General features: G+C 73.2%; 18 protein-coding genes. 6 read left to right on the forward strand and 12 right to left on the reverse strand.

Translation table 11 applies throughout. The features are described from left to right. Positions 1-49: 49 nt before the first annotated feature. From ACWEQO_RS10055 to ACWEQO_RS10070, 4 genes are all read right to left on the reverse strand, one after another. Positions 50-1,462 carry a dipeptidase gene (locus ACWEQO_RS10055; RefSeq protein ID WP_452980980.1) on the reverse strand — a complete coding sequence of 471 codons (1,413 nt, stop codon included), beginning with the start codon at positions 1,460-1,462 and terminating at the stop codon, positions 50-52. A gap of 10 nt (positions 1,463-1,472) precedes the next feature. After that, complete coding sequence (locus ACWEQO_RS10060) at positions 1,473-5,003, reverse strand: UvrD-helicase domain-containing protein (RefSeq protein WP_452980983.1); 3,531 nt, start codon at positions 5,001-5,003, stop codon at positions 1,473-1,475. A 99-nt stretch (positions 5,004-5,102) separates the two neighbouring features. Beyond that, a complete protein-coding gene (locus ACWEQO_RS10065) occupies positions 5,103-8,507 on the reverse strand; it encodes an ATP-dependent helicase (protein WP_452980986.1) in 3,405 nt (1,134 codons plus the stop codon). A 218-nt stretch (positions 8,508-8,725) separates the two neighbouring features. Next, on the reverse strand, positions 8,726-9,160 hold the full coding sequence (locus tag ACWEQO_RS10070; protein WP_361459102.1) for an MGMT family protein: 435 nt from the start codon (positions 9,158-9,160) through the stop codon (positions 8,726-8,728). 198 nt (positions 9,161-9,358) lie between these two features. Between ACWEQO_RS10070 and ACWEQO_RS10075 the strand changes: the two genes are divergently transcribed. Next, positions 9,359-12,181, forward strand: coding sequence for a lysylphosphatidylglycerol synthase domain-containing protein (locus tag ACWEQO_RS10075; protein WP_452980990.1), 2,823 nt, complete (start codon positions 9,359-9,361; stop codon positions 12,179-12,181). Between the two features lie 164 nt (positions 12,182-12,345). Then, on the forward strand, positions 12,346-13,821 hold the full coding sequence (locus ACWEQO_RS10080; RefSeq protein WP_452980993.1) for an alpha/beta hydrolase: 1,476 nt from the start codon (positions 12,346-12,348) through the stop codon (positions 13,819-13,821). A 92-nt stretch (positions 13,822-13,913) separates the two neighbouring features. On the opposite strand, the gene moeZ is transcribed toward ACWEQO_RS10080, so the two are convergent. The 7 genes from moeZ to ACWEQO_RS10115 form a co-directional block, all read right to left on the reverse strand. Beyond that, positions 13,914-15,092: an adenylyltransferase/sulfurtransferase MoeZ gene (moeZ, locus tag ACWEQO_RS10085; protein WP_361459096.1), complete on the reverse strand. Its 1,179-nt coding sequence runs from the start codon at positions 15,090-15,092 to the stop codon at positions 13,914-13,916. Between the two features lie 63 nt (positions 15,093-15,155). Further along, positions 15,156-15,923 (reverse strand): spherulation-specific family 4 protein, encoded by a 768-nt coding sequence (locus ACWEQO_RS10090; RefSeq protein ID WP_452980997.1) that lies wholly within the window; start codon positions 15,921-15,923, stop codon positions 15,156-15,158. Continuing rightward, positions 15,911-16,948, reverse strand: a complete 1,038-nt coding sequence (locus tag ACWEQO_RS10095; RefSeq protein ID WP_452981000.1) for an NAD-dependent epimerase/dehydratase family protein — start codon at positions 16,946-16,948, stop codon at positions 15,911-15,913. The genes ACWEQO_RS10090 and ACWEQO_RS10095 overlap by 13 nt, the downstream gene beginning before the upstream one ends. Before the next feature lie 40 nt (positions 16,949-16,988). Then, positions 16,989-18,137 carry a hypothetical protein gene (locus ACWEQO_RS10100; protein ID WP_361459090.1) on the reverse strand — a complete coding sequence of 383 codons (1,149 nt, stop codon included), beginning with the start codon at positions 18,135-18,137 and terminating at the stop codon, positions 16,989-16,991. Next, on the reverse strand, positions 18,134-19,867 hold the full coding sequence (locus ACWEQO_RS10105) for a DUF3492 domain-containing protein (protein ID WP_452981003.1): 1,734 nt from the start codon (positions 19,865-19,867) through the stop codon (positions 18,134-18,136). The genes ACWEQO_RS10100 and ACWEQO_RS10105 overlap by 4 nt, the downstream gene beginning before the upstream one ends. Before the next feature lie 248 nt (positions 19,868-20,115). Then, positions 20,116-21,639: a DUF3152 domain-containing protein gene (locus ACWEQO_RS10110; protein WP_452981006.1), complete on the reverse strand. Its 1,524-nt coding sequence runs from the start codon at positions 21,637-21,639 to the stop codon at positions 20,116-20,118. 8 nt (positions 21,640-21,647) lie between these two features. After that, on the reverse strand, positions 21,648-22,721 hold the full coding sequence (locus ACWEQO_RS10115; protein ID WP_452981009.1) for an alpha/beta fold hydrolase: 1,074 nt from the start codon (positions 22,719-22,721) through the stop codon (positions 21,648-21,650). 232 nt (positions 22,722-22,953) lie between these two features. On the opposite strand from ACWEQO_RS10115, the gene ACWEQO_RS10120 reads away from it, so the two are divergent. The 4 genes from ACWEQO_RS10120 to ACWEQO_RS10135 all read left to right on the forward strand — a co-directional run bounded on the left by ACWEQO_RS10120 (position 22,954) and on the right by ACWEQO_RS10135 (position 24,965). After that, positions 22,954-23,190, forward strand: a complete 237-nt coding sequence (locus ACWEQO_RS10120) for a hypothetical protein (RefSeq protein WP_361459082.1) — start codon at positions 22,954-22,956, stop codon at positions 23,188-23,190. 242 nt (positions 23,191-23,432) lie between these two features. Beyond that, positions 23,433-24,077: a TetR/AcrR family transcriptional regulator gene (locus ACWEQO_RS10125; RefSeq protein WP_361459080.1), complete on the forward strand. Its 645-nt coding sequence runs from the start codon at positions 23,433-23,435 to the stop codon at positions 24,075-24,077. Between the two features lie 166 nt (positions 24,078-24,243). Beyond that, positions 24,244-24,471, forward strand: a complete 228-nt coding sequence (locus ACWEQO_RS10130) for a DUF3107 domain-containing protein (RefSeq protein ID WP_202277955.1) — start codon at positions 24,244-24,246, stop codon at positions 24,469-24,471. A 224-nt stretch (positions 24,472-24,695) separates the two neighbouring features. After that, positions 24,696-24,965, forward strand: a complete 270-nt coding sequence (locus tag ACWEQO_RS10135; protein WP_361459078.1) for a hypothetical protein — start codon at positions 24,696-24,698, stop codon at positions 24,963-24,965. Positions 24,966-25,008: 43 nt separating this feature from the next. Here ACWEQO_RS10135 and ACWEQO_RS10140 read toward each other — a convergent pair whose 3' ends face one another. Beyond that, on the reverse strand, positions 25,009-25,764 hold the full coding sequence (locus tag ACWEQO_RS10140) for a ferritin-like fold-containing protein (protein WP_361459076.1): 756 nt from the start codon (positions 25,762-25,764) through the stop codon (positions 25,009-25,011). Between the last annotated feature and the right edge of the window lie 276 nt (positions 25,765-26,040).

The raw sequence follows: 26,040 nt of genomic DNA on the forward strand, positions 1-26,040 counted from the left end.
CCAGTGTGCCCCGTCGCGGGCGGTCGGGGGCCGGGCGGCCCCAGGGCGTTCAGGGCACGGGCCGCCAGTGCTCGGCGAGGTCGCCCCAGAGGTGTGCGGTGGTCTCGACGCCCTTGAGGAGGAGGTCCAGTTCGACCTTCTCGTCGGGGGCGTGCCATCCGTCGGACGGGATGGAGATGCCGAGGAAGAGCACCGGTGCGCCGAGGACGTCCTGGAGGTCGGCGGCCGGCCCCGAGCCGCCTTCGCGGGTGAAGCGGACGGGTTTGCCGAAGGCGCGCCCCATGGCGCGGGCCACGGACTCGAGGGCGGGGTGGTCGAGCGGGGTCAGGCACGGGCGGGTGGCGGGGCGGAAGGTGATCTCGCAACGGATGCCCTCGGGGATCTGTCCCGCCGTCCAGTCGCGGACGGCTTTCTCGATGTGGTCGGGGTCCTGGCCGGCGACCAGCCGGAAGGAGAGTTTGACCATGGCCGAGGAGGGGATGATCGTCTTGCTGCCGGGGCCCTGGTAGCCGCCGCCGATGCCGTTGACCTCGGCGGTGGGGCGGGCCCAGATGCGTTCCAGGGTGCTGAAGCCGCTCTCGCCGTGGGTGCCGTGCGACTTGGCGGTGCGCAGCCACTCCCGTTCGTCGAAGGGGAGCTCGGCGAAGAGCTCGCGTTCACGGTCGGTGAGTTCGACGACTCCGTCGTAGAAGCCGGGGATCGCCACGCGCGCGTGTTCGTCGTGCAGGGCGGCGACCAGGCGGGCGACGGCGGTGGCCGGGTTGGGCACCGCGCCGCCGAAGGAACCGGAGTGGATGTCCTGGTCCGGGCCGTGCAGCCGGATCTCGCACTCGGCGAGGCCGCGCATGCCGGTGCACACGGTGGGGGTGTCCGCGGACCACATGCCGGTGTCGGAGACGATCACCGCGTCGGCGGCGAGCCGGTCGGCGTGCTGCTCGACGAGTGCCCGGAAGTGGGGTGAGCCGGATTCCTCCTCGCCCTCGATCAGCAGCTTCAGGTGCACGGCGGGGGTGGTGCGGCCGGTGGTGGCGAGGTGGGCCCGCACCCCGAGGGTGTGGAGGAACACCTGGCCCTTGTCGTCGGCCGCTCCGCGCGCGTAGAGGCGGTTGTCCCGTACGACGGGTTCGAAGGGCTCGCTGTGCCAGCCGTCCTCGCGGGCAGCGGGCTGCACGTCGTGGTGGCCGTAGACCAGCACGGTGGGTGCCCCGGGGTCGTCCGAGGGCCATTCGGCGTAGACGGCGGGGGCGCCCGGGGTGGGCCAGACCTCGACGGTCGGGAAGCCGGTCCCGGTGAGTTCGGCGGCGAGCCAGTCGGCGCTGCGGCGCACGTCGGGTGCGTGGTCGGGTTGGGCCGACACCGAGGGGATGCGCAGCCACTCCACGAGGTCGGCGAGGAAGGCGGCGCGGTGCCGCTCGATGTACGTACGGACGGCGCTGACGGCACTGTCAACGGGCTGGCTCATGGTCTCGAGCCTATCGGCCCGCGGAGGTGTCCTCGGAGTGCGGTATCTCACCGGACGGTTCCTCCAGCAGCAGCCGCTCCAGCGCCTCGCGGTCCGGCAGCGTGTCGGGGCGTACGACCTCGCCGGTGCGTACGTACAGGAAGGCGGCGGTGACCGATTCCGGGGGAACGCCCTGCTGCTCGGCCCAGGCGATCCGGTAGACGGCGAGCTGGAGGGGGTCGGCGGTGCGGTGGCGGTGGGTCTTCCAGTCGACGATCTCGTACGTCGTCCCGTCGCCGGCGCCTCCCTCCCCTCCGGCGCCCTCCTCTCCGGCGTCCTGCCGGTAGACGGCGTCGATGCGGCCGCGTACGACGCGGCCGGCGATCGCCAGCTGGAAGGGGGCCTCCACGCGGTAGGGCGTGCGGCGGGCGTACTCGGTGCGTTCGAAGGCGTCCTTGAGGGCCGCGAGGTCGTGTTCGTCGGCGATCTCGGCCTCGCTGCCGGGAAGCTCGTCGGGTTCGAGCATGGGCAGCGTCAGTTCTTCGAAGCGGGTCTCGACCCAGGCGTGGAAGCGGGTGCCGCGGCGCGCGGCGGGCTGCGGCGGCCGGGGCATGGGGCGGGCCAGTTCCCGGGCGAAGCCGTCCGGGTCGGCGGCCAGGCGCAGCAGCTGGGAGGTGGTCAGCGACGCGGGCAGCGGGACCTCGGTGACGCTGTCGCGGGCGCGCAGCAGTTCGCCGGTGAGGGCGTCGAGGTCGCGGTCCCAGGAGGCGACGGTGCGGGCTTCCTCGGGGGTGAGCCGGGGTGCGGCGGGCTCCGGAGGGGGCGCCTGGTGCGGGATCCGGAGCGGGGCGACGGGCCGGCCGTCGTCGGGCCGGCCGCCGTCGGGACCGCCGTCGGTGGTGGGGCGGTCGGTGGTCCAGGAGTCCCAGTCGCCGGAGTCGTCGCCCGCGAAGAGGTCGTCCTCCTCGGGCGGGAGGTGCTCGTCGTCCGGTGGCGGGGGCCAGTCCGGGTCGGCGTACGTGTCGGGAGCGTGTACGGCCGTGGGGTGGCCGTCCGGGTCGGCGGCGAGGCTTTCCAGGTGGGCCAGGACGGTCTCGGCGGCGGCGCGGCGGCGGGCGAGGGCGTCCTCGTCCAGCGGGAGGGGCCATGCCTGGTCCTGGGTGGCCCGGCGCAGGGCGGGGTTCTCCTCGTCCTCGGCGGGCTCGTCCGCCCAGGCCTCGATCTCGCCGTGTCCGGCGGCGCAGTGGTCGTGGAGGGCCTGCAGGAAGGCGGACGGCCCGCGCGGTTTCTTCTGCGAGGGGCCCCACCAGTGGCCCGAGCCGAGCAGCAGCGAGCGGGGGCGGGTGAAGGTGACGTAGCCGAGGCGGAGCTCCTCGGTGTGCTGGTGTTCCTTCATGGCGTCGTGGAATGCCTTCAGGCTCCTGGAGTCCCAGGAATCGACGTCGGGCAGGGTGTCGGCGTCGCCGCGCAGCCCGTGGGGCAGCACCTTGCCCTGTGCGGTCCACTTCTCGCGGCCCTGGCCGCTGGGGAACGTGCCGGTGACCAGTCCGGGGACGGCCACGACGTCCCACTCCAGGCCCTTGGACTTGTGGGCGGTGAGGACCTTGACGGTGTTCTCGCCGCCCGGCAGCGCGTTGTCGAGGCCCTTCTCGTACTGGGCGGCGGTGCGCAGGAAGCCGAGGAAGGCGAGCAGGGTCGCCTCGCCGTCCCCGGCGGCGAAGGAGGCGGCGACGTCGAGGAAGTTGGACAGGGTCTCGCGGCGGCGGGCGGCGAGGGCGTGCGGGGACGCCGACAGTTCGATCTCCAGGCCGGTGACGGCGAGGACGCGGTGCAGGACGTCCATCAGCGGGTCGGCCAGGGAGCGGCGCAGGTCGCGCAGCTCGGTGGCCAGCCGGGCGAACCGGACGCGCGCGTCCGGTGAGAAGGGCAGTCCGTCGTCGCCCGGCCCGTCCAGGGGCGTCTCCAGGAACGTGTCGAGGGCGTCGGCGAGTGAGATCACCTCGGCCGGGTCGACGCCTTCGACGGCTGCGGCGAGGCGGCGGTCGGGGTCGTCCTCGCCGTCCACACGCGCGTGGGTCACGAGCAGTCGCGCGCGGCGGCCGAGCAGGGCCAGGTCGCGGGGGCCGATGCGCCATCGCGGGCCGGTGAGCAGGCGGACCAGGGAGGCGTTGGCCCCGGGGTCCTGGAGGACCTCGCAGACGGCGACCAGGTCGGCGATCTCGGGCAGGTGCAGCAGCCCGGACAGGCCGACGACCTCCACGGGGACGTCCCGGGCGACGAGGGCGCCCTGGATCTCGGCGAAGTCGGTGGCCGTGCGGCACAGGACGGCGATCTCGCCGGGTGCCTTCCCGGTGCGTACGAGGTGGGCGATGGAGTCGGCGATCCAGTCGAGTTCCTCGGCGTGGGTGCTCAGCAGGGCGCAGCGGACGGTGCCGTCGCGTTCGGCTCCCGGGGCCGGGCGGAGGGCTTCCACTCCGGCGTGCATGGCCCGCAGGGGTTCGGCGAGGCCGTTGGCGAGGTCCAGCAGGCGGCCGCCGCTGCGGCGGTTCTCGCTGAGCGACTGGCGGGTGGCGGGGCCGCCGTCGGCGCGGGCGAAGTGTTCGGGGAAGTCGTCGAGGTTGGCGACGGAGGCGCCGCGCCAGCCGTAGATCGCCTGGCAGGGGTCGCCGACGGCGGTCACCGGGTGGCCGGTGCCGCCGCCGAACAGGCCGGCCAGCAGGACGCGCTGGGCGACCGAGGTGTCCTGGTACTCGTCGAGGAGGACCACGCGGAACTCGTCGCGCAGGACGCGGCCCACCTCGGGGATCCGGGCGAGCCGCGCCGAGAGGGCGATCTGGTCGCCGAAGTCGAGCAGGTCGCGTTCGCGTTTGGCGGCCCGGTAGCGCAGGACGAGGTCGGCCAGTTCGCGCCGGGCGGCGGCCGCCTCGGGGACTTTGCGCAGGTCGGCGTTGGTGAGTCTGGTGTTCTCCAAGGTGTGCAGCAGTTCGGTGTCGTGGTCGCGCAGGTCCTCGGGCCGTACGAGGTGTTCGGAGAGTTCGCCGTCGAGGGTGAGGAGGTCGCCGACCAGGTCGGGGAAGGAGCGGGTCAGTGCCGGGTAGGGGCCGGGGGCCTCGCGCAGCACCCGTGCGGCGAGCTGGTAGCGGGTCGCGTCGGCGAGGAGGCGGGAGGTCGGTTCGAGGCCGAGGCGCAGCCCGTGGTCGGTCAGGAGGCGGCCCGCGAAGGCGTGGTAGGTGGAGATCACCGGTTCGCCCGGCGGGTTGTCCGGGTCGAGGGGATCGGGATCGGTGACGCCGGCCTTGACCAGTGCCTTGCGGACGCGTTCGGCGAGTTCGCCGGCGGCCTTGTTGGTGAAGGTGAGGCCGAGCACCTGCTCCGGGGCGACCTGGCCGGTGCCGACCAGCCACACCACGCGCGCCGCCATCACCGTCGTCTTGCCCGAGCCGGCTCCGGCCACGATCACCTGGGGGGCGGGCGGTGCGACGATGCAGGCCGTCTGCTCCGGCGTGAAGGGGATGCCGAGGAGTTCCTTGAGCTGATCGGGGTCGGTGAGAGGTGCGGGCACATCGCAGAGGCTAACGGTGATCGCTGACACCGGGGGCCGGACGGCGCTCCGGGAGCGGGAACCGCGGGCCGGTGCGGGCGGCACGGTGCGTGAGACCCGTCACTCGACCACGTGCCGCCCCTCGGGCCGGGCGCTGCACGAGGCATGGAAGGCGCAGTGGTCGCAGTGCCGGCCGGTGCTCGGGGTGAAGCGTTCGTCGAGGACCTTGCCGGCGGCCGTGGCGAGCAGGTCGCCGACCCACTCCCCCTCCAGCGGCTGCTGGGCCTGCACCTTGGGCAGGGTCTCCCCGCCGTCCCGTTTGGCGGCGCCCTGGCGCAGCTGGACCAGCTCGGCGCCCCCCGTTTCGGGGCGTCTGCCGTCGAACACCCCGTCGACGGCACCCTCCCGGACGGCGAGCTGGTAGACGGCGAGCTGGGGGTGGCGGGCCACCTCGGCGGAGCTGGGGGCCTGTTTTCCGGTCTTGAAGTCGACGACGTAGGCACGGCCCTCGCCGTCGGTCTCGACCCGGTCCATCTGGCCGCGGATGCGGACCTCGTAGTCGCCGGCATCGAGGCTCACGTCGAAGTCGTGCTCGCTGGCCACCGGGGTGCGTCCGGCGCGGTCCATGACGTGCCACTGCAGGAAGCGTTCGAGTGCCGCGCGCGCGTTCTGCTTCTCCTGCTGCGACTTCCACGGTGCGTCGAAGGCGAGCGCGTTCCACACGGAGTCGAGGCGTTCCATGAGGACGGCGAGGTCGGCCGGGGTGTGCCCGGAGGCCACCTCGTCGGCGAGGACGTGCACCACGTTGCCGAAGCCCTGGGCGGCGGTCGCGGGAGCGTCGGCCTTCACCTCCCGGCCGAGGAACCACTGCAGGGCGCAGGTGTTGGCGAGCTGGTCGAGGGCGCTGCCGGAGAGCACCACGGGCTGGTCGCGGCTGCGCAGCGGCACCTTGCTCCGGGTGGGTTCGTACATGCCCCACCAGCGGTAGGGGTGGGCGGACGGCACCAGGGGGCGCCCGTCCTCGTCGGCGAGGGCGGCGAGCCGGGCGAGCCGGTGGGCGGCGGCCTCCCTGAGGGTGTCGGAGACGCGCGGGTCGACCGTGGTGGCGCGCAGTTCGGCGACGAGCGCGGCGACGGACAGCGGGCGGCGCGGGCGGCCGGTGACGTCCTTGGGCTCGACGCCGAGTTCGGTCAGGAAGCGGGAGGGCTGGTCGCCGTCGTCGGCAGGGGTTTTCACGGCCGTCACGACGAGGCGTTCGCGCGCGCGGGTGGCCGCCACGTAGAACAGCCGGCGCTCCTCGGCGAGGAGCGCGCCGGGGGTGAGCGGTTCGGCGAGTCCGTCGCGGCCGATGCGGTCGGCCTCCAGCAGGGAGCCGCGGCGGCGCAGGTCGGGCCAGAGGCCTTCCTGGACGCCGGCCACGACGACCAGCCGCCACTCCAGGCCCTTGGCGCGGTGCGCGGTCATCAGGCGTACGGCCTCGGGGCGTACGGCGCGTCGGGTGAGGGTGTCGGCGGCGATGTCCTCGGCGTCGATCTCCTCCAGGAAGTTCAGGGCGCCCCGGCCGCCGGTGCGTTCCTCGGCGCGGGCGGCGGTCGCGAACAGGGCGCACACCGCGTCGAGGTCCCGGTCGGCGTGGCGTCCGGCGGCGCCGCCCCGGCGGGCGGCGCGTTCCAGGCGTGCGGGCCACGGGGTGCCGTCCCACAGGTCCCACAGCGCCTCCTCGGCGGTGCCGCCGCCGGCCAGGCGTTCGCGTGCCGTGCGCAGCAGCGCGCCGAGCCGCTGGGCTCCTCGCGCGTACGTGGGGTCGTGCACGACCAGCCGCTCGGGTTCGGCCAGCGCGCGGGCGAGGAGTTCGTCCGAGGGCGGCGGCAGGGGGTTGCCCGCGGCCCGCTCCTCCTCGCGCAGGGCCCGACCGAGGCGACGCAGGTCCGCGGCGTCCATGCCGGCGAGGGGGGAGGTCAGCAGGGTGAGGGCGGTTTCGGTGTCGAGCCAGCGGGACTCTTTCCGGTCCGGGTCCTGCGGCTGTTCCTGTTCCTGTCCCTGTTCCTGTCCCTGTTCCTGTCCCTGTTCCTGTTCCTGTTCCTGTCCCGGCTCCGGGCTCCGTCTCCGCTCTCGGCCCGGGCCGTCGGCCGCCTCCGCCGTCGCCACCGCCCTCAGGGCCGTCAGCAGCGGGGTCACCGCCGGTTCGTGGCGCAGGGGGAGCTCGTCCCCGTCGACGTCCACCGGGACGCCGGCCGAGGTGAGGGCGCGGCGGACGACGGGGAGGGTGCGGGAGCCTGCCCGCACCAGGACGGCCATCTCGCTCCAGGCGACGCCGTCCTCCAGGTGGGCCCTGCGCAGGATGTCGGCGATGTTGTCCAGCTCCGTACCGGGTGTCGGGTACGTGTAGACCTCGGCCCGGCCGCCGTCCCGGGCCGGCGTGAGTTCCCGGTGGGCGCGGACCTTCTCGGCGGGAAGGCGGGTCAACGGCATGCGCCGGGTGACCAGGCGGGTGGCGGCCAGCAGGGCCGCGCCGGAGCGGCGCGAGACCCGCAGCACCTCGACCGGGGCCGGGCGGCCGTCCGCGCGGGGGAACGCCTCGGGGAAGTCCAGGATGCCGTTCACGTCAGCGCCCCGGAAGGCGTAGATCGACTGGTCCGGGTCGCCGAACGCGACCAGGGTGCGGCCGCCGCCGGCCAGCGCGTGCAGCAGGCGTACCTGGGCCGGGTCGGTGTCCTGGTACTCGTCGACGTACACCGCGTCGTACCGCGCGGCGAGCTGCCGGGCGATCTCGGGGCGGCGGGCGAGGAGCACCGCGCGGTGGACCAGTTCGGCGTAGTCGAGCACGCCCTGCAGGTCGAGGACGTCGAGGTACTCGGCGAGGAAGGCGGAGGCGGCACGCCAGTCGGGGCGTCCGATGCGGCGGGCGAAGGCGTCCAGGGCCCCGGGGCCGAGGCCCAGCTCACGGCTGCGGGCGAGCACCGCGCGGACCTCGTCGGCGAAGCCGCGGGTGGTCAGGCAGGCCCGCAGTTCGTCCGGCCAGCGCACGTGGGCCAGACCGAGGCGTTCGAGGTCCGTCTGGCCGGCCAGCAGCTCACGGACGGTGACGTCCTGCTCTGGGCCCGAGAGCAGGCGCAGCGGTTCCACGAAGAGGTCGCTGTCCTGGTGGGCACGGATCAGGGCGTAGCAGAACGAGTGGAACGTGGTCGCCTGCGGGGCGCGTGCGGCTCCTGTCCGCAGGGCCATGCGGTCGCGCAGCTCGACGGCCGCCCTGCGGCTGAACGTCAGCACGAGGATGCGTTCGGCATCGCCGCCACGGGCGATGCGCGCGGCCACGGACTCGACGAGCGTGGTCGTTTTCCCGGTGCCCGGACCTGCGAGAACGAGCATCGGTCCGGCCTCGTGGTCAACCACGGAGCGCTGTGCGGCGTCCAGTCCGGGGGGAGCCTTGCGAGCCGGCGGGGTACGGACCAGTCGATGAGTGCCACGAGCCCCCCGCCGCACCTGGGGGTGCGACAGGCCGTTGGTGGAGGAGGAGGAGCTCACGTGGTTCGCCGGTCCTGGTGGGTGTGCTGGTTGCCGTTCCACCGCGTGTGGCGGGCGGTGGCCGCTGGGTCGAAGGGGCACGTGTTGGTGACGCTAGACCGACGGGGAGCGCGGAAGCAGGGCCTCCGCATTTTTCCTCCCGACGCTCGCGGCACACGTGTCACTCGCCCCACGAACGTACGTCATGGCACGGTCGTGCCCCGTTTCCCCCATACGGATCACGGGTCGCACGGCGGTGCGTCCGATGCCGGAAGCTGGCTGGTGTGACCCTCCCCGTGGCCGCCGTCCCACCGTGCGCGCCTCATCTCGAGACGCGGCAGGTGCCCTTCCGCGGCCCGGCTCGCCTCCTTGAGCGGAGTGCCCTCCGCGCGGTAGTGGCCGAGGGCCCTCAGTTCGTGGCCCGGCAGCAGCACACCGTCCGCGCGGACGACACGCCACCACGGGACGGCTCCGCCGTAGAGGGCCATCACGCGCCCCACCTGGCGTGGGCCGCCCTCCCCCAGCCACTCGGCCACGTCGCCGTACGTCATGACGCGGCCCGGCGGGATCCGCTCGGCCACCTCGAGGACCCGCTCGGCGTACTCGGGCAGGGCGTCCGCGTGCCGGGGGCCGGTGCCGGGGCCGGTGCCGGGCGGAAGGCTCTCCTGACTCATCCGCCCCATCCTGCACCACCCCACCGACAACGCGGCCGACCGTGTGGCGGGGACCCGCACGTGCGCACACCTCGCCCGGGAACCGCGCTTCGGGCAGACTGTGCGGCCCCGCAGGTGGACCCTGATGCCCCCTTGTGGCGGTACGGCATGCCACCATCGTGCGGGTGGTGACTGGTGATACGAGAGCAAGAAGAGGCGATGGAACAGCAGGGTGCGCACCCCGGGGACACGGCGGGCACCTCTGACGCTTCGTCGCGCCCGGACACCGGGAACACCGGCCCGCAGGCCGCCGACGCGCAGGCCGCCGACGCCGAGGCGGCGGGAGAGCAGGCCGCTCCGGGCCCTCCCGACGGCACGAGCAGGACGGAAGGGGCGAGCGGCGGCGTCGGCGCCACCGATCCGGCGCGCATCGACGAGGTCGAGGGCGACGAGCCCCTGCTCCCCGCGCGGGTGCACCGCCCGTCCGATCTCATGCGGCTGCTCGTCGGCGTACTCGCCGTCGGGGTGCTGCTGGCGGTCGCCGCCTTCGCCCACGGCACCACCTCGGGGCTGGAACAGGACATCACCAAGGGCACCGGTCAGGCGCCCGACCTGCTCATCAAGCTCGCCGGTCTGGCCTCGAGCATCGCGATCCTCCTCGTGCCGGTGGCCTTCGCCATAGAACGGCTGATCAAACGGGACGGGCTGCGCATCGCCGACGGGGTGCTCGCCGCCGTCCTCGCGCACGGCGTGACACTCGCCACCGATCTGTGGGTCGCGCGGGCCGCGCCCGACTCGATCCAGGACGCGCTGACCCAGCCCTCCCCCGGCGACATCCACGTCCTCACCGATCCGGTGCACGGCTACCTGGCTCCGGTCATCGCCTACATGACGGCCGTCGGCATGTCCCGCAGACCCAGATGGCGCGCGGTGCTGTGGGTCGTGCTGCTCCTCGACGCCTTCTCCATGCTCGTCACCGGGTACACGACTCCGTTCTCCATCATCCTGACCGTGCTGATCGGCTGGTCCGTCGCCTACGGCACCCTCTACGCGGTCGGCTCGCCCAATGTGCGCCCCACCGGACAGACCCTGATGGCGGGCCTGCGGACCGTCGGCTTCCGTCCCGTGAGCGCCTCCCGCCAGGAGGCGCCGGAGGCCGTCGAGGCCGGGGACCGGGGGCGCCGCTACTTCGTCACCCTGGAGGACGGTCCGCCGCTGGACGTGACGGTGGTCGACCGTGAGCAGCAGGCACAGGGCTTCTTCTACCGCACGTGGCGCAATCTGACCCTGCGCGGCTTCGCCACCCGCAGCAGCCTCCAGTCCCTGCGCCAGGCGCTGGAGCAGGAGGCGCTGCTGGCGTACGCGGCCATCGCGGCCGGCGCCAACGCGCCCAAGCTGATCGCGACCTCCGAGCTCGGCCCCGACGCGGTGATGCTCGTCTACGAGCACAGCGGCGGGCGCACCCTGGACTCGCTGCCGGACGAGGAGATCACCGACGAGCTGCTGCGTGGCGCCTGGCGTCAGGTGCAGGCGTTGCAGTCCCGCCGGATCGCGCACCGCAGGCTGGTCGGTGACGCGATCCTGGTGGATCGTTCCGGCAAGGTGATCCTCACCGACCTGCGTGCCGGGGAGATCGCCGCCGGAGATCTGCTGCTGCGCATGGACGTCTCCCAACTGCTGGTGACCCTCGGACTCAGGGTGGGCGCCGAACGGGCGGTGGCCTCCGCGCTGAGCGTGCTCGGCCCCGACGCCGTGGCGGACTGCCTGCCGATGCTCCAGCCCATCGCGCTGAGCCGCTCCACGCGCGGGACCCTGCGCCGGCTCGCCCGGGAACGGGCGCACCGCGAGCGCGAGGCGGTCCTGGAGGCCTCCCGGCAGGCCAAGCTGCTCCGCGCGGAGCAGGCCGCGACGGAACAGGCCGAAGGGACTTCGGGCGGGTCCACCGCGGCCGGCAAGCCGGACAAGAAGACCGTGCGGGCGGAGCAGCGGGCCGAGAAGCGGGCCATCGACGAGGCGCTGGAGGAAGCGCGCGAGGAGGACCTGCTCACTCAGATCCGGCACGAGGTGCTGCGGATCAGGCCGCAGGCGCCGGTGGAGCCGGCCCGGCTGGAGCGGGTGCGCCCGCGCACGCTGATCAGTTTCATCGCGGGTGCCATCGGCGGGTACTTCCTGCTGACGCAGCTCACCCACATCGAGTTCGGGCCGCTGGTCTCCAACGCGGAGTGGGGCTGGGTGGTGGCGGCCGTGCTGTTCTCGGCGGCCAGCTACTTCGCCGCCGCCCTGGCGCTGCTGGGGTTCGTACCGGAGCGGGTGCCGTTCGTCAGGACGGTGGCGGCGCAGGTCGCCGGTTCCTTCGTGAAGATCGTCGCCCCGGCGGCGGTGGGTGGTGTCGCGCTGAACACCCGGTTCCTCCAGCGTGCCGGGGTGCGGCCGGGGCTCGCGGTGGCGAGTGTCGGCGCGTCCCAGTTGTTCGGGCTGGGCTGTCACATCCTGATGCTGCTGGCGTTCGGCTATCTGACCGGTACCGAGAAGACGCCCTCGCTGTCGCCGTCCCGCACGGTCATCGCGGGTCTGCTGACGGTGGCGGTGCTGGTGCTCGTGATGACCTCGGTGCCGTTCCTGCGGAAGTTCGTCGTCACGCGCGTGCGGTCGCTGTTCGCGGGTGTCGTGCCGCGGATGCTCGACGTGCTGCAGCGCCCGCAGAAGCTGGCCACCGGCATCGGCGGCATGCTGCTGCTGACCTCCTGCTTCGTGCTGTGCCTGTACGCCTCCGTCCGGGCGTTCGGCGACGGGACGACGTCGGTCAGCCTCGCCGGTGTGGCGGTGGTCTTCCTCGCCGGCAACGCGCTGGGGTCGGCGGCTCCCACCCCGGGAGGTGTGGGCGCGGTCGAGGCGACCCTGACGGTCGGTCTGATCGCGATCGGTCTCCCCAGCGAGGTGGCCGCGCCGGCGGTGCTGCTGTTCCGGCTGCTGACGCTGTGGCTGCCGGTGCTCCCGGGCTGGCTGGCCTTCAACCACCTCACCCGCAAGGAAGCGCTGTAGTTCACCCAGCTGCACCGAGCGGGGTCCGTCCCCTCCTGTTCCCCGCGAAGCAGCAGGTCAGAGGGTTGTCCACAGGCTTCCCCCGGGAATCCGGGATCTGCCTACCATGGCCTGACCGCCATCCGCCGCACGGTGCGGACGGCCCGCGAGGGGGGATGTGGCACATGACGCGTTTCGCACGGTGGACGGCTCTGGCGGTCTCCGCCGCGCTCCTGGCGGCGGGGTGCAGCGGCGGCTCGTCCGACGGTGAGAGGGACGGGACGGCGTTCGGCTGGGGGCGCTGCAAGGCCTCCGACGACGCGCCCGCGCCCGGCGACGACTGGCAGTGCGGCACGCTCGAGGTGCCGCTCGACTGGTCGAAACCGGACGGCGAGACGATCGAACTGGCCCTGATCCGGGCGAAGGCCACGGGGGACGACCGCCTCGGGTCGCTGCTGTTCAACTTCGGCGGTCCCGGCGGCTCCGGCGTGTCGATGATGCCCGCCTACGCCCCGAACGTCTCGAAGCTGCGCGAGCGGTACGACCTGGTGAGCTGGGATCCGCGGGGAGTGGCCGCCAGCGAGGGCGTCCGCTGCCGGGAGGACGAGGAGATCCAGGCGGCCGAGTCGGTGGACACCACCCCGGACACCCCGGCCGAGGAGCGGGCCTACCTCCGGGACGCCGCGGACTTCGGGCGGGGCTGCAAGGAGGCGGCCGGAAAGCTGCTGGCACACGTGTCGACCGCCGACACCGCCCGCGACCTGGACCACATCCGGCAGACGCTCGGCGACGACAGGCTGAACTACTTCGGGATCTCGTACGGCACCGAGCTCGGCGGGGTCTACGCCCATCTGTTCCCCGAGAAGGTGGGCCGGATGAACCTCGACGCGGTCGTCGACCCGACCGCCGACACGATGGGGCACGCCAAGAACCAGGCGCGCGGTTTCCAGCGCGCGCTGGAGAACTACCTGAGGTCCACCGGCCGGGACCCCGAGCAGGGGACCCGCGAGATCGCACAGCTGCTGGACCGGATCGACGCCGAGCCGCTGCCCACCTCCTCGGCCGGCCGGAAGCTGACCCAGACACTGGCACTGACCGGCATCGTCCTCCCGCTGTACACCAAGGAGGGCTGGCCCGTGCTGACCAGCGCCCTGCGGGCCGCGGAAGAGGGGGACGGCTCGGAGCTCCTCGCCCTGGCCGACGGATACAACGAGCGCGACGCCTCGGGCCGCTACGGCACGACGACCCACTCGCAGCGGGTCATATCGTGCTCGGACGCCGAGCAGCGGCCGACGGCGGCGCAGACGAGGAAGCTGCTGCCGGAGTTCGAGCGGATCTCGCCGGTGTTCGGGCCGTTCCTCGGCTGGGACACGGCGGGCTGGTGCCACGACTGGCCGGTGCCGGGCCGACAGGTCACCCCGGAGGTGAGCGCGCCGGGTGCGGCGCCGATCCTGGTGATCGGGAACACCGGCGACCCGGCCACCCCGTACGAGGGCGCCCGGCGGATGGCGGACGAGCTGGGCGAGGACGTGGGGATCGTGCTCACCTGGAAGGGCGAGGGGCACGGCGCGTACGGCAGTGGGAGCGACTGCGTCGACTCCGCCGTGAACGCGTATCTGCTGGACGGCACTGTGCCGAAGGACGGCAAGGTCTGCTCATGACGACGGCGGGGGCCTCACGCACCCGTGGTGCGCGAGGCCCCCGCCTCGGTCTCTCGTCCGGCTCAGGCCGGCATCGCGGTGGTGGACCGGGGTCAGTAGATCGGCTTCGACGGCTCGATCTGGTTGACCCAGCCGACCACGCCGCCGCCGACGTGGACGGCGTCGGCGAAGCCCGCGGACTTCAGGACGGCGAGGACTTCCGCGCTGCGGACACCCGTCTTGCAGTTCAAGACGATCTTCTTGTCCTGCGGCAGGCTCTCCAGGGCGTTGCCCATGAGGAACTCGTTCTTCGGGATCAGCCGGGCGCCGGGGATGGAGACGATCTCGAACTCGTTCGGCTCACGGACGTCGATGAGCTCGATGTCCTCGCCCCCGTCGATCCACTCCTTGAGCTGCTTGGGAGTGATCGTGGAGTCGGCGGCCGCCGCCTGGGCCTCCTCGGAGACAACGCCGCAGAAGGCCTCGTAGTCGATGAGTTCGGTGACGGTCGGGTTCTCGCCGCAGACCGCGCAGTCGGGGTCCTTGCGGACCTTGACCTGGCGGTACTGCATCTCCAGGGCGTCGTAGATCATCAGGCGGCCGACCAGCGGCTCACCGATGCCGGCGAGGAGCTTGATGCCCTCGTTGGCCTGGATGGAGCCGATGGACGCGCACAGCACGCCCAGGACGCCGCCCTCGGCGCAGGAGGGGACCATGCCGGGGGGCGGGGGCTCCGGGTAGAGGCAGCGGTAGCAGGGGCCGTGCTCGGACCAGAAGACGGAGGCCTGGCCGTCGAAGCGGTAGATCGAACCCCAGACGTAGGGCTTGTTCAGCAGCACGCACGCGTCGTTGACCAGGTAGCGGGTCGCGAAGTTGTCCGTGCCGTCGATGATCAGGTCGTACTGGCTGAAGATGCCCATCACGTTGTCGGACTCGAGCCGCTCTTCGTGCAGGACCACGTTCACGTACGGGTTGATGCCCTTGATCGTGTCCCGCGCGGACTCGGCCTTCGGCCGGCCGATGTCGGCCTGGCTGTGGATGACCTGCCGCTGCAGGTTCGACTCGTCGACCTCGTCGAACTCCACGATGCCGAGCGTGCCCACGCCCGCCGCGGCCATGTACATCAGTCCTGGCGAACCCAGGCCGCCGGCGCCGACGAACAGCACCTTGGCGTTCTTCAGCCGCTTCTGCCCGTCCATCCCCACGTCGGGGATGATCAGGTGGCGGGAGTACCTGCGAACCTCGTCTACGGTGAGCTCGGGGGCCGGCTCGACCAGGGGTGGCAACGACACGGGGACTCCGTTGGTCGGTCAATCACTACGGTTGTTCTCTCCCCAACATTGCCACGGCCTTTTTCATTCCGAGACACCCATCCCGATGTACGAGACGAGATCGTCCCAGTAGCCGGGCAGCGGTTCCCAGGGATCGATCAGGCCGTCGCGGGCCGTGCGGTCGGTGAAGTAGATGGTCGCGGCGCCCTGCCAGCGGGCGATGCGCAGCGCCTCCTCCAGGTGCGGTCCGGGCACTCCGTGGACGAAGTGGCAGAACCGCTCGGGCGGATGGTCGGCGGTCCATTCCGCCACCTGCGACCAGCGGTAGTCGCTCCACGGGCCGGAGAAGGTGACCAGTTGGTCCGCGATCTCGGCGTGGCCCGGGTGCGGGTGGGTGCCGTGGCCGAGGACGATGTGGGCGTCGTCCCGGATCACGCGGAGCGCGCCGACCGTCCGCCGGACCTCGGGGAGCGCGGCGCGGTCGGCGGGGCAGCGGTCCAGGAGGAATCCGCCGACCTGGTACCAGTCGATGAACCGGTGGGCTTTGGAGATCAGCTCGCCGGAGCCGCTCAGACCGTATGCCGAGTCGAGATGGCCCAGGATGCGGACACCGGCGTTGCGCAGTCGGCCGGCTGCCTCCAGGCAGTGCGGGTCGGGTCGTACGCCGGGACCATTGGCCACGTTCAGGACGACCCAGTGCAGAGGGCTTCCGTCTCCCGGGCGGGTGAGCGCGTTCCACTCGGCCGGGGCGAGGAGGGGGTGCGCCAGACCGGGGACGCCGAAGCCGGTGCGGACGCCGGTACCGGCACTGGTACCGGTACCGGCTCCGACCCCGGGGGTCAGATACGACATGCCGCCTCCATCCAGATGTCGGCGAGGGATTCCTCGAGGTTGATCCTGGGTCGCCAGCCGAGCCGGTCGCGCGCGGTGCGCACGTCCGCCTGCTGCCAGCTGCCACAGCCGTCCGGGTACGGGTACGCGACCGATGCCGTGTGGTGGTCGGACTCGCTCCGCGGGTGGCCGATGCCCGGCCTGAGATGCGGGGTGTGGGCGGTGTGGCCCGCATGGCCCGTGTGGGTGGTGTGGCTGCCGTGGTGGCCGTGGGTGGCCTGGGCGCCGGGCGGGCCGTCGAGTTCGTGGAGGATCCCGCCGTATCCGGCCACGCGGGCGAGGACCGCGGCGGCGTCCCGCAGGCGGACGGCGCGGCCCGAGCCGATGTTGATGACTCCCTGGGCGGCGGAGAGCGAGGCGGCGTGCACGGCACGGGCCACGTCCCGGACGTCGACGAAGTCGCGCTGGGCGCCGAGGCCGCCGAGCTTCAGTTCGCCCTCGCCGGACTGCATGGCACGGCGCATCGCCTCGGCGAGGCGGCCGAGCGGGGAGCCGGCGGGGGTGCCGGGCCCGGCGGGTGAGAAGACCCGCAGCACCACGGCGTCCAGTCCGGAGCCGAGGACCAGTTCGGTCGCGGCGAGCTTGCTGACGCCGTACGGGCCGCCGGGGCGGGGGACGGCGTCCTCCGCCGTGGAGGAGCCGGGCTGGCTGGGGCCGTACTCCGCGCTGCAGCCGATCTGCACGAGGCGGGCGCCGCAGCCACTGCGGCGCAGTGCCTCACAGACGGTGGCTACGGCGACGGTGTTGTGCCGGGTGAGTTCCCTGGCACCGCCTCGGGTGGCGCCGGCGCAGTTGACCACCACGCCGGGGTGGACCGCGTCGAGGAACCGGGTGAGCGCGCCGGGGCTGCCGGTGGCGAGGTCGAAGCGGACGTCGGCGTCGTCGCCGCGGCCGAGGACGGTGAGCTGGACGGCCGGGTCGGCGAGCAGACGGTCGGCGACGAAACGGCCGATGTACCCGTTGGCTCCGATCAGCAGGACTCTCATCGGGCGGCTCCTGTGGCGGCCGGGGCCGCCGGGCGGGTGATCATGTGGGATCTCCTTGGAGTGATGCCTGCGGCCGGGCGTGCGCCGAGGCTCGGGGGAGTGTGCGGGTCGCGTGGATCAGGAGGGTCAGGGCCGCCGCGCCGCAGGCGAGGGTGGGGACCGCGGTGGGGCCCCAGACGTCGACCAGGCTTTCCACGGGCGCGGCCAGCTCGCCGCAGCCGGGGAGGCGGGCCGCGAAGACCGTGGCCAGGGCGGCCGCCTGGGTCAGGGCGGTGGCGGCGAGGATCACCTTCGGGGCGCGGGTGAAGCCGTGGAGGGCGAGGAGGCGGGACAGGAAGAGGAGAGCCCCCAGGGAGAGCGCTTCGAAGGGGGTGAAGGGTTCGTCCAGGGCCGTGGCGCAGAAGGGGAGGAGAACGGCCAGGGCGCACAGGAACAGCGTGAGGACGCCGAACAGCAGGGGGCGGACGGAGGCGGTGAAGTCTTCGAGGCCCCGACTGGTCGCGAGTCTGCGGCGGGCCCGTGCGGTGAACAGGCACGCGACCCAGGCGCCGGGGGCGCAGGCCAGGGTGAGCGCCAGGGCCGGAGCCGCGGTGAGCGGCCAGTCGCCGTCGGCGGCGCCGGTGGGCGGGCCGTCGGGGCCGCCGGTGATCGCGGTGTGCAGCAGTCCGTCGCCCAGGACGGCGTAGCCGATGAGCCAGCAGGTCCACATCGCCGCGCCGGGAGCGGGTGGGCGGGCGGTGCTGAGCGGGCCCCGGCGCAGGACCGCGCGCGCGGCCAGGGCGATGGCGAGCACTCCCGCGGCGAGCGCGTAGAGGCGGGTCTGGCCGTGGGTGAGGCGCAGTGCGGTCACCGACGCGACACCGAGGGCGCCGGGGAGCAGCGTGAGGGCGATCCAGCCCGCGCGGACCTCGGGAGCGGCGGTGGCGGAGGGGCCGGGGACCTCGTGGTCGCGGGGGATCCTGGCGTACAACTCCTCCGCGAGGGAGAAGACGTCCCGGTGCCGGAAGCGTGCGGCGGTCCGGTCGGTGACGCCGTGCGCCTCCAGGCCCGCCGCGATCTCCAGGGGGTCCACGGCACGTTCGCACAGCTCACGGTGGCGGTGCAGCAGCGCCTTCACGGGGTCGGCGGTGCCCGGGCGGGTGGTGGCGGGCCGGGCCGTGCCCCGGTCCAGTTCGTCGAGTCCGGTCATCGTGCCGCCTCCGTCGCGGGGACCAGGGGGGTGGCCGGTACCGGGGCGGCCGGCCTCGGGACGTCCGCGACCCGCGCCGGGGCACCGGTGGCCCAGGCGGGGGCGGTGCGGAACGGCGGGCGGGAGGCGGGGCCGGACCGGTCGCCGGGGACGTGGACCTCGGCGGGGGCCGCGAAGGGCAGGGGGTCACCGGCGTCGTTCAGCAGGACGCGGTGGACCGGGCTGTGCGCCACGATCTCCAGGTACAGGTCGTGGAACGCGGCGACGTTCTGCTCGACGGTGAACAGTTCGAGCGCGCGGGCGCGCGCGGCGGCGCCGAAGCGCGCCCTGCGCTCGGGGTCGCGCAGCAGCGCGACGCATGCCTCCGCGAGCGCCCGCGGGTCGCGGGGCGGTACGACGAGACCGGTGCCGCCGATGACCTCGACCACCGCGCCGACGTCCGTGGACACCGTCGCGCGGGCGGAGAGCATGGCCTCGACGAGACCGGCCGGGAACCCCTCGACGACACTCGACAGGACGATCACGGCGCCCGAGGCGTACGCCTCGGCCCGGGCGGCGGGGTCCGGGCCGCCGATCTCCTCGAAGGACACCGGACCGGTGCCGTCGGAGTGCGGGCCGCCCTCGGCTCCGTCCGGGAGGAGCCGCGCGGCCAGCGCCCGGCAGTGCTCGAGGTAGGCGGCGCCCTCCGGGCCGGCCGGTGCGCCGATGATCCGCAGCCGGGCCCCGGGCACCTCGGCGCGGATGCCGGAGAACGCGTGCAGCAGGGAGACCAGGTCCTTGGCGGGTTCCACCCGGCCGGTCCACACGAGGGTGTCCGGGGCCGCGCGCTCCGGGGACTCCTCCGTCTCCGCGAAGGGCGCGGCGTCCATTCCGGGGTGGATGGTGCGGATCCTCGCCCGGTCGGCACCGCAGCGTTCCTGCCAGCGACGGGCGTGGGCGTTGCCCGGGGTGACGAACGCGGCCCGCCGGTAGGTCTCGGCGGCGAGCCGGCCGTGGAAGGCCGCGAGCAGGGACCGGACCGCGGGCGGGGCTTCCGGGCGGGTCAGGAAGTGCGTGCGCAGCCGTACCCCGTACTCGGTCACCAGCAGGGGGACGTCGAAGAAGTGGCCGGCGAGCAGGCCCGGCAGGGCGGCCGTGCCGCCGGAGGCGGCGTGACACAGGTCGACCGCGCCGAGCCCGTTCTCCTCGTACCAGTCGAGCGAGAGGGGGCGCAGGGCGTGCTGCAGACGGGCGGCCACGGCCAGCAGGTCCGGTACCCGGGCCTCCCGCGCGGCACGTAGCACGCGGGGCGCGCGACAGGCGCGTTCCAGGATCCGTACGGCGGTCTCGGAGCGGAGGGCGGCGTCGAGACCACCCTCGTCACGGGCGAGTTCGGCGAGGCCGTACAGGGCGTGGGCGAAACGGTCCGCCTCGGCCGGGGCACCGGTCGTCGCGGGGTCCGCCGCGCTGAGCACGGCGGCGAGTTCGCCGTAGTGCTCGGTGAATCGCCGGCGTGCGCGCCTGCCGTACACCACCCCGTCGTCCTCGGCCGTCCACAGCGGCGCGGTACGCACCCTGGCGACCTGCGGCGGCAGCGGTACCCAGCCGGCGTCCTCCTGGGCCTGGCTGCGACTGAACGCGTAGACGTCGAACTCGTGGTGCCCGAGGCCGCGCACGAGACGGTCGCACCAGAGTCCGGCGTCACCGCCCACATACGGATAGCCACCCTCCGTAAGCAGTCCGATGCGCACGAGTGCACCCCCGATCTCCCGTATGGGGAGCCGCCGTTGGTCCGGCGGCTCGCAGCGGGACGAACGTATGCGGACAAGGTGGGGGCGTGATGGACGGTTGTCCGTCGCACCATCAAAAGGGGTGAACGGTCGTAACTTTCCCGCACGGGACGCGTTCGGTCGCGCTATACGGTCAACTGTGCGATCGGTTGCGCGCGATCAGCCGACACCGGGCGCGCCCGGTGCACCCGGCGCGCCCTGCCGGAGCGTCAGCCCTGCGGGTAGGGCCAGGGGTTCGGCCGGCAGCTGATTCCGCCGTGGTCGAGGAACTTGGTCTGCTGCTGCATGACCGGGGCCAGGTCGCCGTCCTTGTCGCAGGTGAGGTGGTTGTACCCCAGGCGGTGGCCGATCTCGTGGTTGATCAGCATCTGCCGGTAGGCGAGAAGTTCGTCGCCGTACGTCTCGGCGCCCTGCGCCCACCGGAACGCGTTGATCATCACGCGCTCGGTGGCCGCCGAGTCGCAGGAGACGTTGTCCACCGTGGTGTCGAGTCCGGACCTGGCGCACCAGTCGGCGGTCGTCTCGGGGCTGGCGAGCGTGATGACGAAGTCGGGGCGGCCCGAGTGGATGCGTTCGAAGGCGCGGGCGCCGTTGTGCGACCAGCTGCGGTTGTCGTTGAGCGTCCGCTGCACCGCCTCGGCGAAGAGTTCGCCGTCGAGGCCGAGCCCCTGCTCCACATCGACGCGGTAGGTGAGCTTCTGCCCCTTGCCCCGCGCCTTGTCGATCCCGGGGATCGCGTCGAACTTCCCCGAGCCCGCGCGGGAGTCGGCGACCGGGTACCGCTTCCCCATCTTCTGCTCGTACGTCAGCGGCACGGCGTCGGACGGCGCCTCCGCGGCCTCGTCCCGCCCGGCCCCGCGCGAGCCGGAGTCCCGGACGTCGCGCGCCGCCTGGTCGGTGACGGACTGCGCCCGCACGTCGTCGGCGGCGGCGTCGTGTTCGTCGGCGACCTGGCCCGCCACGACGACGGCCAGCACGGTGGTCACGGCGGCGGCCGCGATCCCGGTGAACGCGCGCCCCTTGGGGCCCCTGGTTTCCGCCGGCGCTCCGGTGGGCGGCGCGTCGTGGTGGGCGGCCGGGACGCGGGCCGCCGACGCGGTGTCCCAACCGGTGACGGCGGCGTAGGGATCCGTCGCGTGCGCGGAGTCCGCGGCGGAGGTCCGGCGGACCGGGTCGCGGGGCGTGAAGAGGTCGCCCTGCTCGTCGAAGGCGTCGAGGTAGTCCTGCCGAGGTCCGCGCGGAGCTCGTGGACCGCGCGGACCGCGTGCCTCCCACGGTCCCTCGAAGGGCGCCTGGCGCTGTCGCGGCAGGGGCACGCTCCCGCCGGCCGGCCCGTGGTGCCCCGGGTACCCGGGAGACCCGGTTCCCGGGTTCCGTCCCCCCAACTCGCCCCAGCCGCCACCGGGTTCCCGCTGTTCGGGATGTCCGCCGCCATGGGTGCGCGGAACGTCGTGGACGGGGGTGCCGTCGGGCGCTCGCGGCACTCCACGCGCGGGCGGCCCGTCCGGAAGCCATCCGTCCGGCAGGTGTGGCACCCCGTGAGCCGGGGGCCCGTGTTCCGCGGGCGGGCCGTGGTCCGGCGCTCCACGGCCCGGCGGAACCAGGCCGTCCTGCCGGATCCCTCCCCTGCCGTCGCTGCCCCGGCTGCCCCGGGACCTCCGGTCGGCACGTGCCGCCGCCGGATCCGCGGCGCCCCCCTTGGGGGCGGGTCCGCGTCGGCTGTGGCGTCCCACCTGGTGCCTCAGCCCCTCGTGTTCTCGGCGGTGGCCCCGCCGTCGGCGGTCTCGTCCGCGGCGGTGCCGACGGCCGAGCCCGGAGCGCCCTTCGCGCCCGACTCCAAAGTATCCCCCTCGACCGCTGAATCCGTTGCATCCGCGAGGAGTTCACGGAAGGCAGCGGCCACGACCTCGGGGTATTCCATCATCGCCACGTGCCCCGCGTCGGGCAGGGTGACCAGTCGGGAGTCGCGGAACGCACGGGCCGCGCGCCCGGCCATGCGGAAGCCGACGAGCTGGTCCCGGCCGCCGTACAGCAGCAGCGTCGGCGCGAGCACCCGCTCGGCCTGGCGCCACAGTCCGTGCTGACCGCCCAGGGTGTACGCGTTGACGAGCCCTCGCGCGGAGCGCGCCATGGCGTCCCAGAAGTACGGAAGCCGCAGTCGCCGCTCCATCTCCTGCACGGCGTTGTGGAACGCCTCCGGCGACACCTGCGCGGGGTCCCCGTAGCAGAGCGCGACGACGCCGCGGACGCGCTGCTCCGCCGACCAGTCCTGGGTGATCCGGGTGAAGAGCCGGGCCACCCCGGGCACCGCCAGCAGTCCCGTGGGCACCGCGGTGCGCTGCACCCGCAGCTCGGGCAGGGCCGGTGACACCAGCGTGAGCGTGCGGACGAGGTCGGGGCGCACGGCGGCGACGCGGGTGGCGACCGCCCCGCCCAGCGAGTTGCCGGAGAGGTGCACGGGGCCGCGCCCGGAGGAGTCGAGGTAGCGGACCACCGCGCGGGCGTGCGCCGAGATCGAGTAGTCGCCGTCGTCCGGGGGCGGCGAGTCGCCGAAGCCCGGCAGGTCGACCGCCTCGTTGTCGACGACGTCGTCCAGGTGCGGCATCAACGCCGACCAGTTCTGCGACGACCCTCCCAGCCCGTGGATGTGGAGCGCGGCCGGCAGGCCTTCGCGCGCGGGGGGCCTCGACCGTATCGCCAGGGTGACGCCGGGCAGTTCGACCGATCTGAGGCGCTCGCCCTCCGCGATCCTGACGGCGGCCACCTTGGGCAGTACGGTCGCGGGCGGCACGAACGGAAGATCGGTCGAGGACATGCCGCAATGTTACGAGACGATCACACCGGGACTCATGTGTTCGCGGTCACAGGGGCAGCGCCGGACACCGGTCGGACACCGCCCGGCCTCCGCGGGCCTGCCGTGCGCGCCGTGCCGCAATCCGACGGCGGATCGCATGGCGCCCGGATCGGGTGTCTCCTAGGCTCGTACCGAGGGCACCCGTATGTGGCCCCGCATGCTCCGGGGACGTTCACAGGAAGGGAGCCCAGCCATGGCCGTAGACCCCACCGACCCCGAGACGTTCGAGGAAGCCGAGGACGCTCGCGAGGACCACGGAGACCAGGAGTACGACGTCGAGGCACCCGTGGCCGACGCGGCCGAACAGCGCGCGGACCTCGAACAGGACCGCGACGAGCCGTTGAGCGGCGCCGACACCGACCGCGCCAACGAGGCGGACCTGGCCGAGCAGGCCAGGGTCGTCTCCCTCCACGAGGACGACTACCGGTGAAGGTCACGACCGCCGGCGAAGGCGACGGGGCCGGAGCGGGGCGGCCCCGACCGGGAGGAAGGCGCCGACAGCCGGGAGGGAGGCACCGTCCTGCCCTCATTGAGAGGTTTTGAAACGGTCCGTGACTCTTTCGCCGCAGTCCGGTACGTGAAATTCTGCGCTCTCGGCGCGCACACCACGATTACCGAAAAGTACGATGGCGGCGCGGCTCACACCGCACGTGGACGAGAATGGGAGGCGGCGTGACAGCCATCGAGCAGACAGAGGCCGTGCGCCCGAGGGGCACACGCCTGCCGCGCCGTGCCCGACGGAACCAGTTGCTGGGCGCCGCCCAGGAAGTATTCGTCGCGCAGGGCTACCACGCGGCGGCGATGGACGACATCGCCGAGCGTGCGGGCGTCAGCAAGCCGGTGCTCTACCAGCACTTCCCGGGCAAGCTCGATCTCTACCTGGCCCTGCTGGACCAGCACTGCGAGGCACTGATCCAGTCGGTGCGCCAGGCGCTCGCGTCGACGAGCGACAACAAGCAGCGCGTACGGGCGACCATGGACGCCTACTTCACGTACGTCGAGGACGACGGCGGGGCCTTCCGCCTGGTCTTCGAGTCGGACCTGACCAACGAGCCCGCGGTGCGCGAGCGCGTCGACCGGGTCACCAACGACTGCGCCGAGGCGATCTGCGACGTCATCGCCGAGGACACCGGCCTGTCGCGCGAGGAGTCGATGCTGCTCGCCTCGGGGCTGGGCGGTCTGGCCCAGGTGGTGGCGCGGTCCTGGCTGCACAGCGACCGCACCGTGCCCCGCGACCAGGCGGTGCAGTTGCTGACCTCGCTGGCCTGGCGGGGCATCGCCGGATTCCCGCTGCACGGCAACGAGCAGCAGTTCTGACGGCGCCCGGGAGCGCCGCCGGGCGGCCGGGGGGCGGTTTGTTCCCGTGGGCTGTTCGCTCCTGGCGTTGCAGAGGCTGAGCGTGCGCATCCCCTCACCGGGCTAATGTGTGCTGGGTACGGCGCGGAAGGTCGCGCACTTCACTGACCGTCGGAGGGACATAGCCGTGGAGGTCAAGATCGGCGTGCAGCACGCGCCCCGCGAGATCGTTCTGGAGAGCGGTCAGAGTGCCGAGGAGGTCGAGCGCGTGGTGGCCGAGGCACTGGCCGGGAAGTCGCAGCTGCTGACTCTCGTGGACGAGCACGGCCGCAAGGTCCTGGTTCCGGCCGACCGTCTCGCGTATGTCGAGATCGGCGAGCCGGCCCCGCGCAAAGTGGGCTTCGGCGCGCTGTAGGCGACGACCGGCAGACAGCGGAAGGGCCCGGCGGTTCCGGAATCTCGACACCGCCGGGCCCTTCCGTGTCTCCCGGCCCCTTCTCCTCTTCTCCTCTTCCCCTCTTCCCCTCTCCACCGATGGAGCACAGGTCGCGCACAGAGGAGGATTGGGTTTCGCAGGCCAGGGGTAAGTCGGGCTACGACCGATGCGATCAGGCCGGCCATGTGGGAGGGACCCCCGACATGCTCTTGGAAACGCTCAGCTCAGCGATCCTCGGCCTGGCCCTGGCCTGGGCGGCCACGCGTCGCCTCCCGCACCGCCTCCCCGCCCGCGCGCTGGTCCTGCCGACGGGCGTGGCCGGGGCCGTGTTCGGTGCGCTGATCACACACAGCGCGCTGGACGCGGGCGGCTCGCTGACGGTCCTGTCCGGCGCCGCGATCGTCTCCGTGGCCTCGGTGTCGCTGCTGCTGCGTCCTGCGGGGAGACTCCGCGGCCGGTCGGCGACCGCCTGACCGGCCGCCGTCGTCGGCACGGGGACTGAGCGGGGCGGCTCTCTCAGGCGGCCAGCCCCAGGGCGGCCATCCGCTTGGTGTGGGCCTCGGTGATCCGGGAGAACATCCTGCCGACCTCCGCGAGGTCGAAACCGTCCGCGACACCGCCGACGAGCATCGTCGACAGCGCGTCCCGGTCGGCCACCACCCGCTGCGACTGGGAGAGCGCCTCACCCATCAGCCGGCGCGCCCACAGCGCGAGCCGTCCGCCCAGGCGCGGGTCCGCGTCGATCGCCGAGCGCACCTTCTCCACGGCGAAGCCGCCGTGCCCGGTGTCGTCGAGCACGGTCAGCATCAGCGCCCGGGTGTCGGAGTCCAGCCGGACCGCGACCTCCCGGTAGAAGTCACTGGCGATGGAGTCGCCGACGTAGGCCTTGACGAGCCCTTCGAGCCATCCGGAGGGCGCCGTCTGCCGGTGGAAGCCCTCGTACGCGGCGACGAACGGCTCCATGGCGGCGGTCGGTTCCTCGCCGATCTCGGCCAGCCGGTCGCGCAGCCGCTCGAAGTGGTGGAACTCGGCCGACGCCATCTTGGCCAGTTCCGCCTTGTCCGCCAGCGTGGGGGCCAGCTTGGCGTCTTCCGCGAGCCGCTCGAACGCCGCGAGCTCTCCGTACGCGAGTGCGCCGAGCAGATCCACGACGGCGGCGCGGTACTGCGGGTCGGCGGAGGCGGCCGACCAGTCCAGGGCGGCGATGCCGGTGGGGGCGGTCGGGGTGTCGGGGGTGTCCTCGGCGGGGTCAGGCTTGTCAGAGCTCGTCATAAACCGCACAATAGCCCGCTGATCGGGGACCGGAAGGCGCTGATCAACAGGTGTGACGACGGCTACGTGGCCAAATCGGCCATGGCGTGTGCGCGAATTCGGGGTATGGTGGTAATGCGCCTGTGCCGAATACTTCGACGTGTTCGACGGGGCGTATGTATGAGGATGCCCGGTCGGAGGACCGATCGGCTCCGCCCCGACCGCTCTCCCTGACCGTACGCCACAGTGCGTACGACGATCGGAGGGACCCTCAGCGGTACGAGCGCTAGAGCGTCG

This window comes from Streptomyces sp. NPDC004051, assembly GCF_053604275.1.

Excerpts from the sequence above, each read along its gene's own strand:
- ACWEQO_RS10140 (WP_361459076.1), bottom strand. The coding sequence starts at position 25,764 with ATGACGAGCTCTGACAAGCCTGACCCCGCCGAGGACACCCCCGACACC.
- ACWEQO_RS10055 (WP_452980980.1), bottom strand. The coding sequence starts at position 1,462 with ATGAGCCAGCCCGTTGACAGTGCCGTCAGCGCCGTCCGTACGTACATC.
- ACWEQO_RS10115 (WP_452981009.1), bottom strand. The coding sequence starts at position 22,721 with ATGTCCTCGACCGATCTTCCGTTCGTGCCGCCCGCGACCGTACTGCCC.
- ACWEQO_RS10080 (WP_452980993.1), top strand. The coding sequence starts at position 12,346 with ATGACGCGTTTCGCACGGTGGACGGCTCTGGCGGTCTCCGCCGCGCTC.
- ACWEQO_RS10095 (WP_452981000.1), bottom strand. The coding sequence starts at position 16,948 with ATGAGAGTCCTGCTGATCGGAGCCAACGGGTACATCGGCCGTTTCGTC.
- ACWEQO_RS10100 (WP_361459090.1), bottom strand. The coding sequence starts at position 18,137 with ATGACCGGACTCGACGAACTGGACCGGGGCACGGCCCGGCCCGCCACC.
- ACWEQO_RS10120 (WP_361459082.1), top strand. The coding sequence starts at position 22,954 with ATGGCCGTAGACCCCACCGACCCCGAGACGTTCGAGGAAGCCGAGGAC.
- ACWEQO_RS10135 (WP_361459078.1), top strand. The coding sequence starts at position 24,696 with ATGCTCTTGGAAACGCTCAGCTCAGCGATCCTCGGCCTGGCCCTGGCC.
- ACWEQO_RS10090 (WP_452980997.1), bottom strand. The coding sequence starts at position 15,923 with ATGTCGTATCTGACCCCCGGGGTCGGAGCCGGTACCGGTACCAGTGCC.
- ACWEQO_RS10075 (WP_452980990.1), top strand. The coding sequence starts at position 9,359 with ATGGAACAGCAGGGTGCGCACCCCGGGGACACGGCGGGCACCTCTGAC.
- ACWEQO_RS10070 (WP_361459102.1), bottom strand. The coding sequence starts at position 9,160 with ATGAGTCAGGAGAGCCTTCCGCCCGGCACCGGCCCCGGCACCGGCCCC.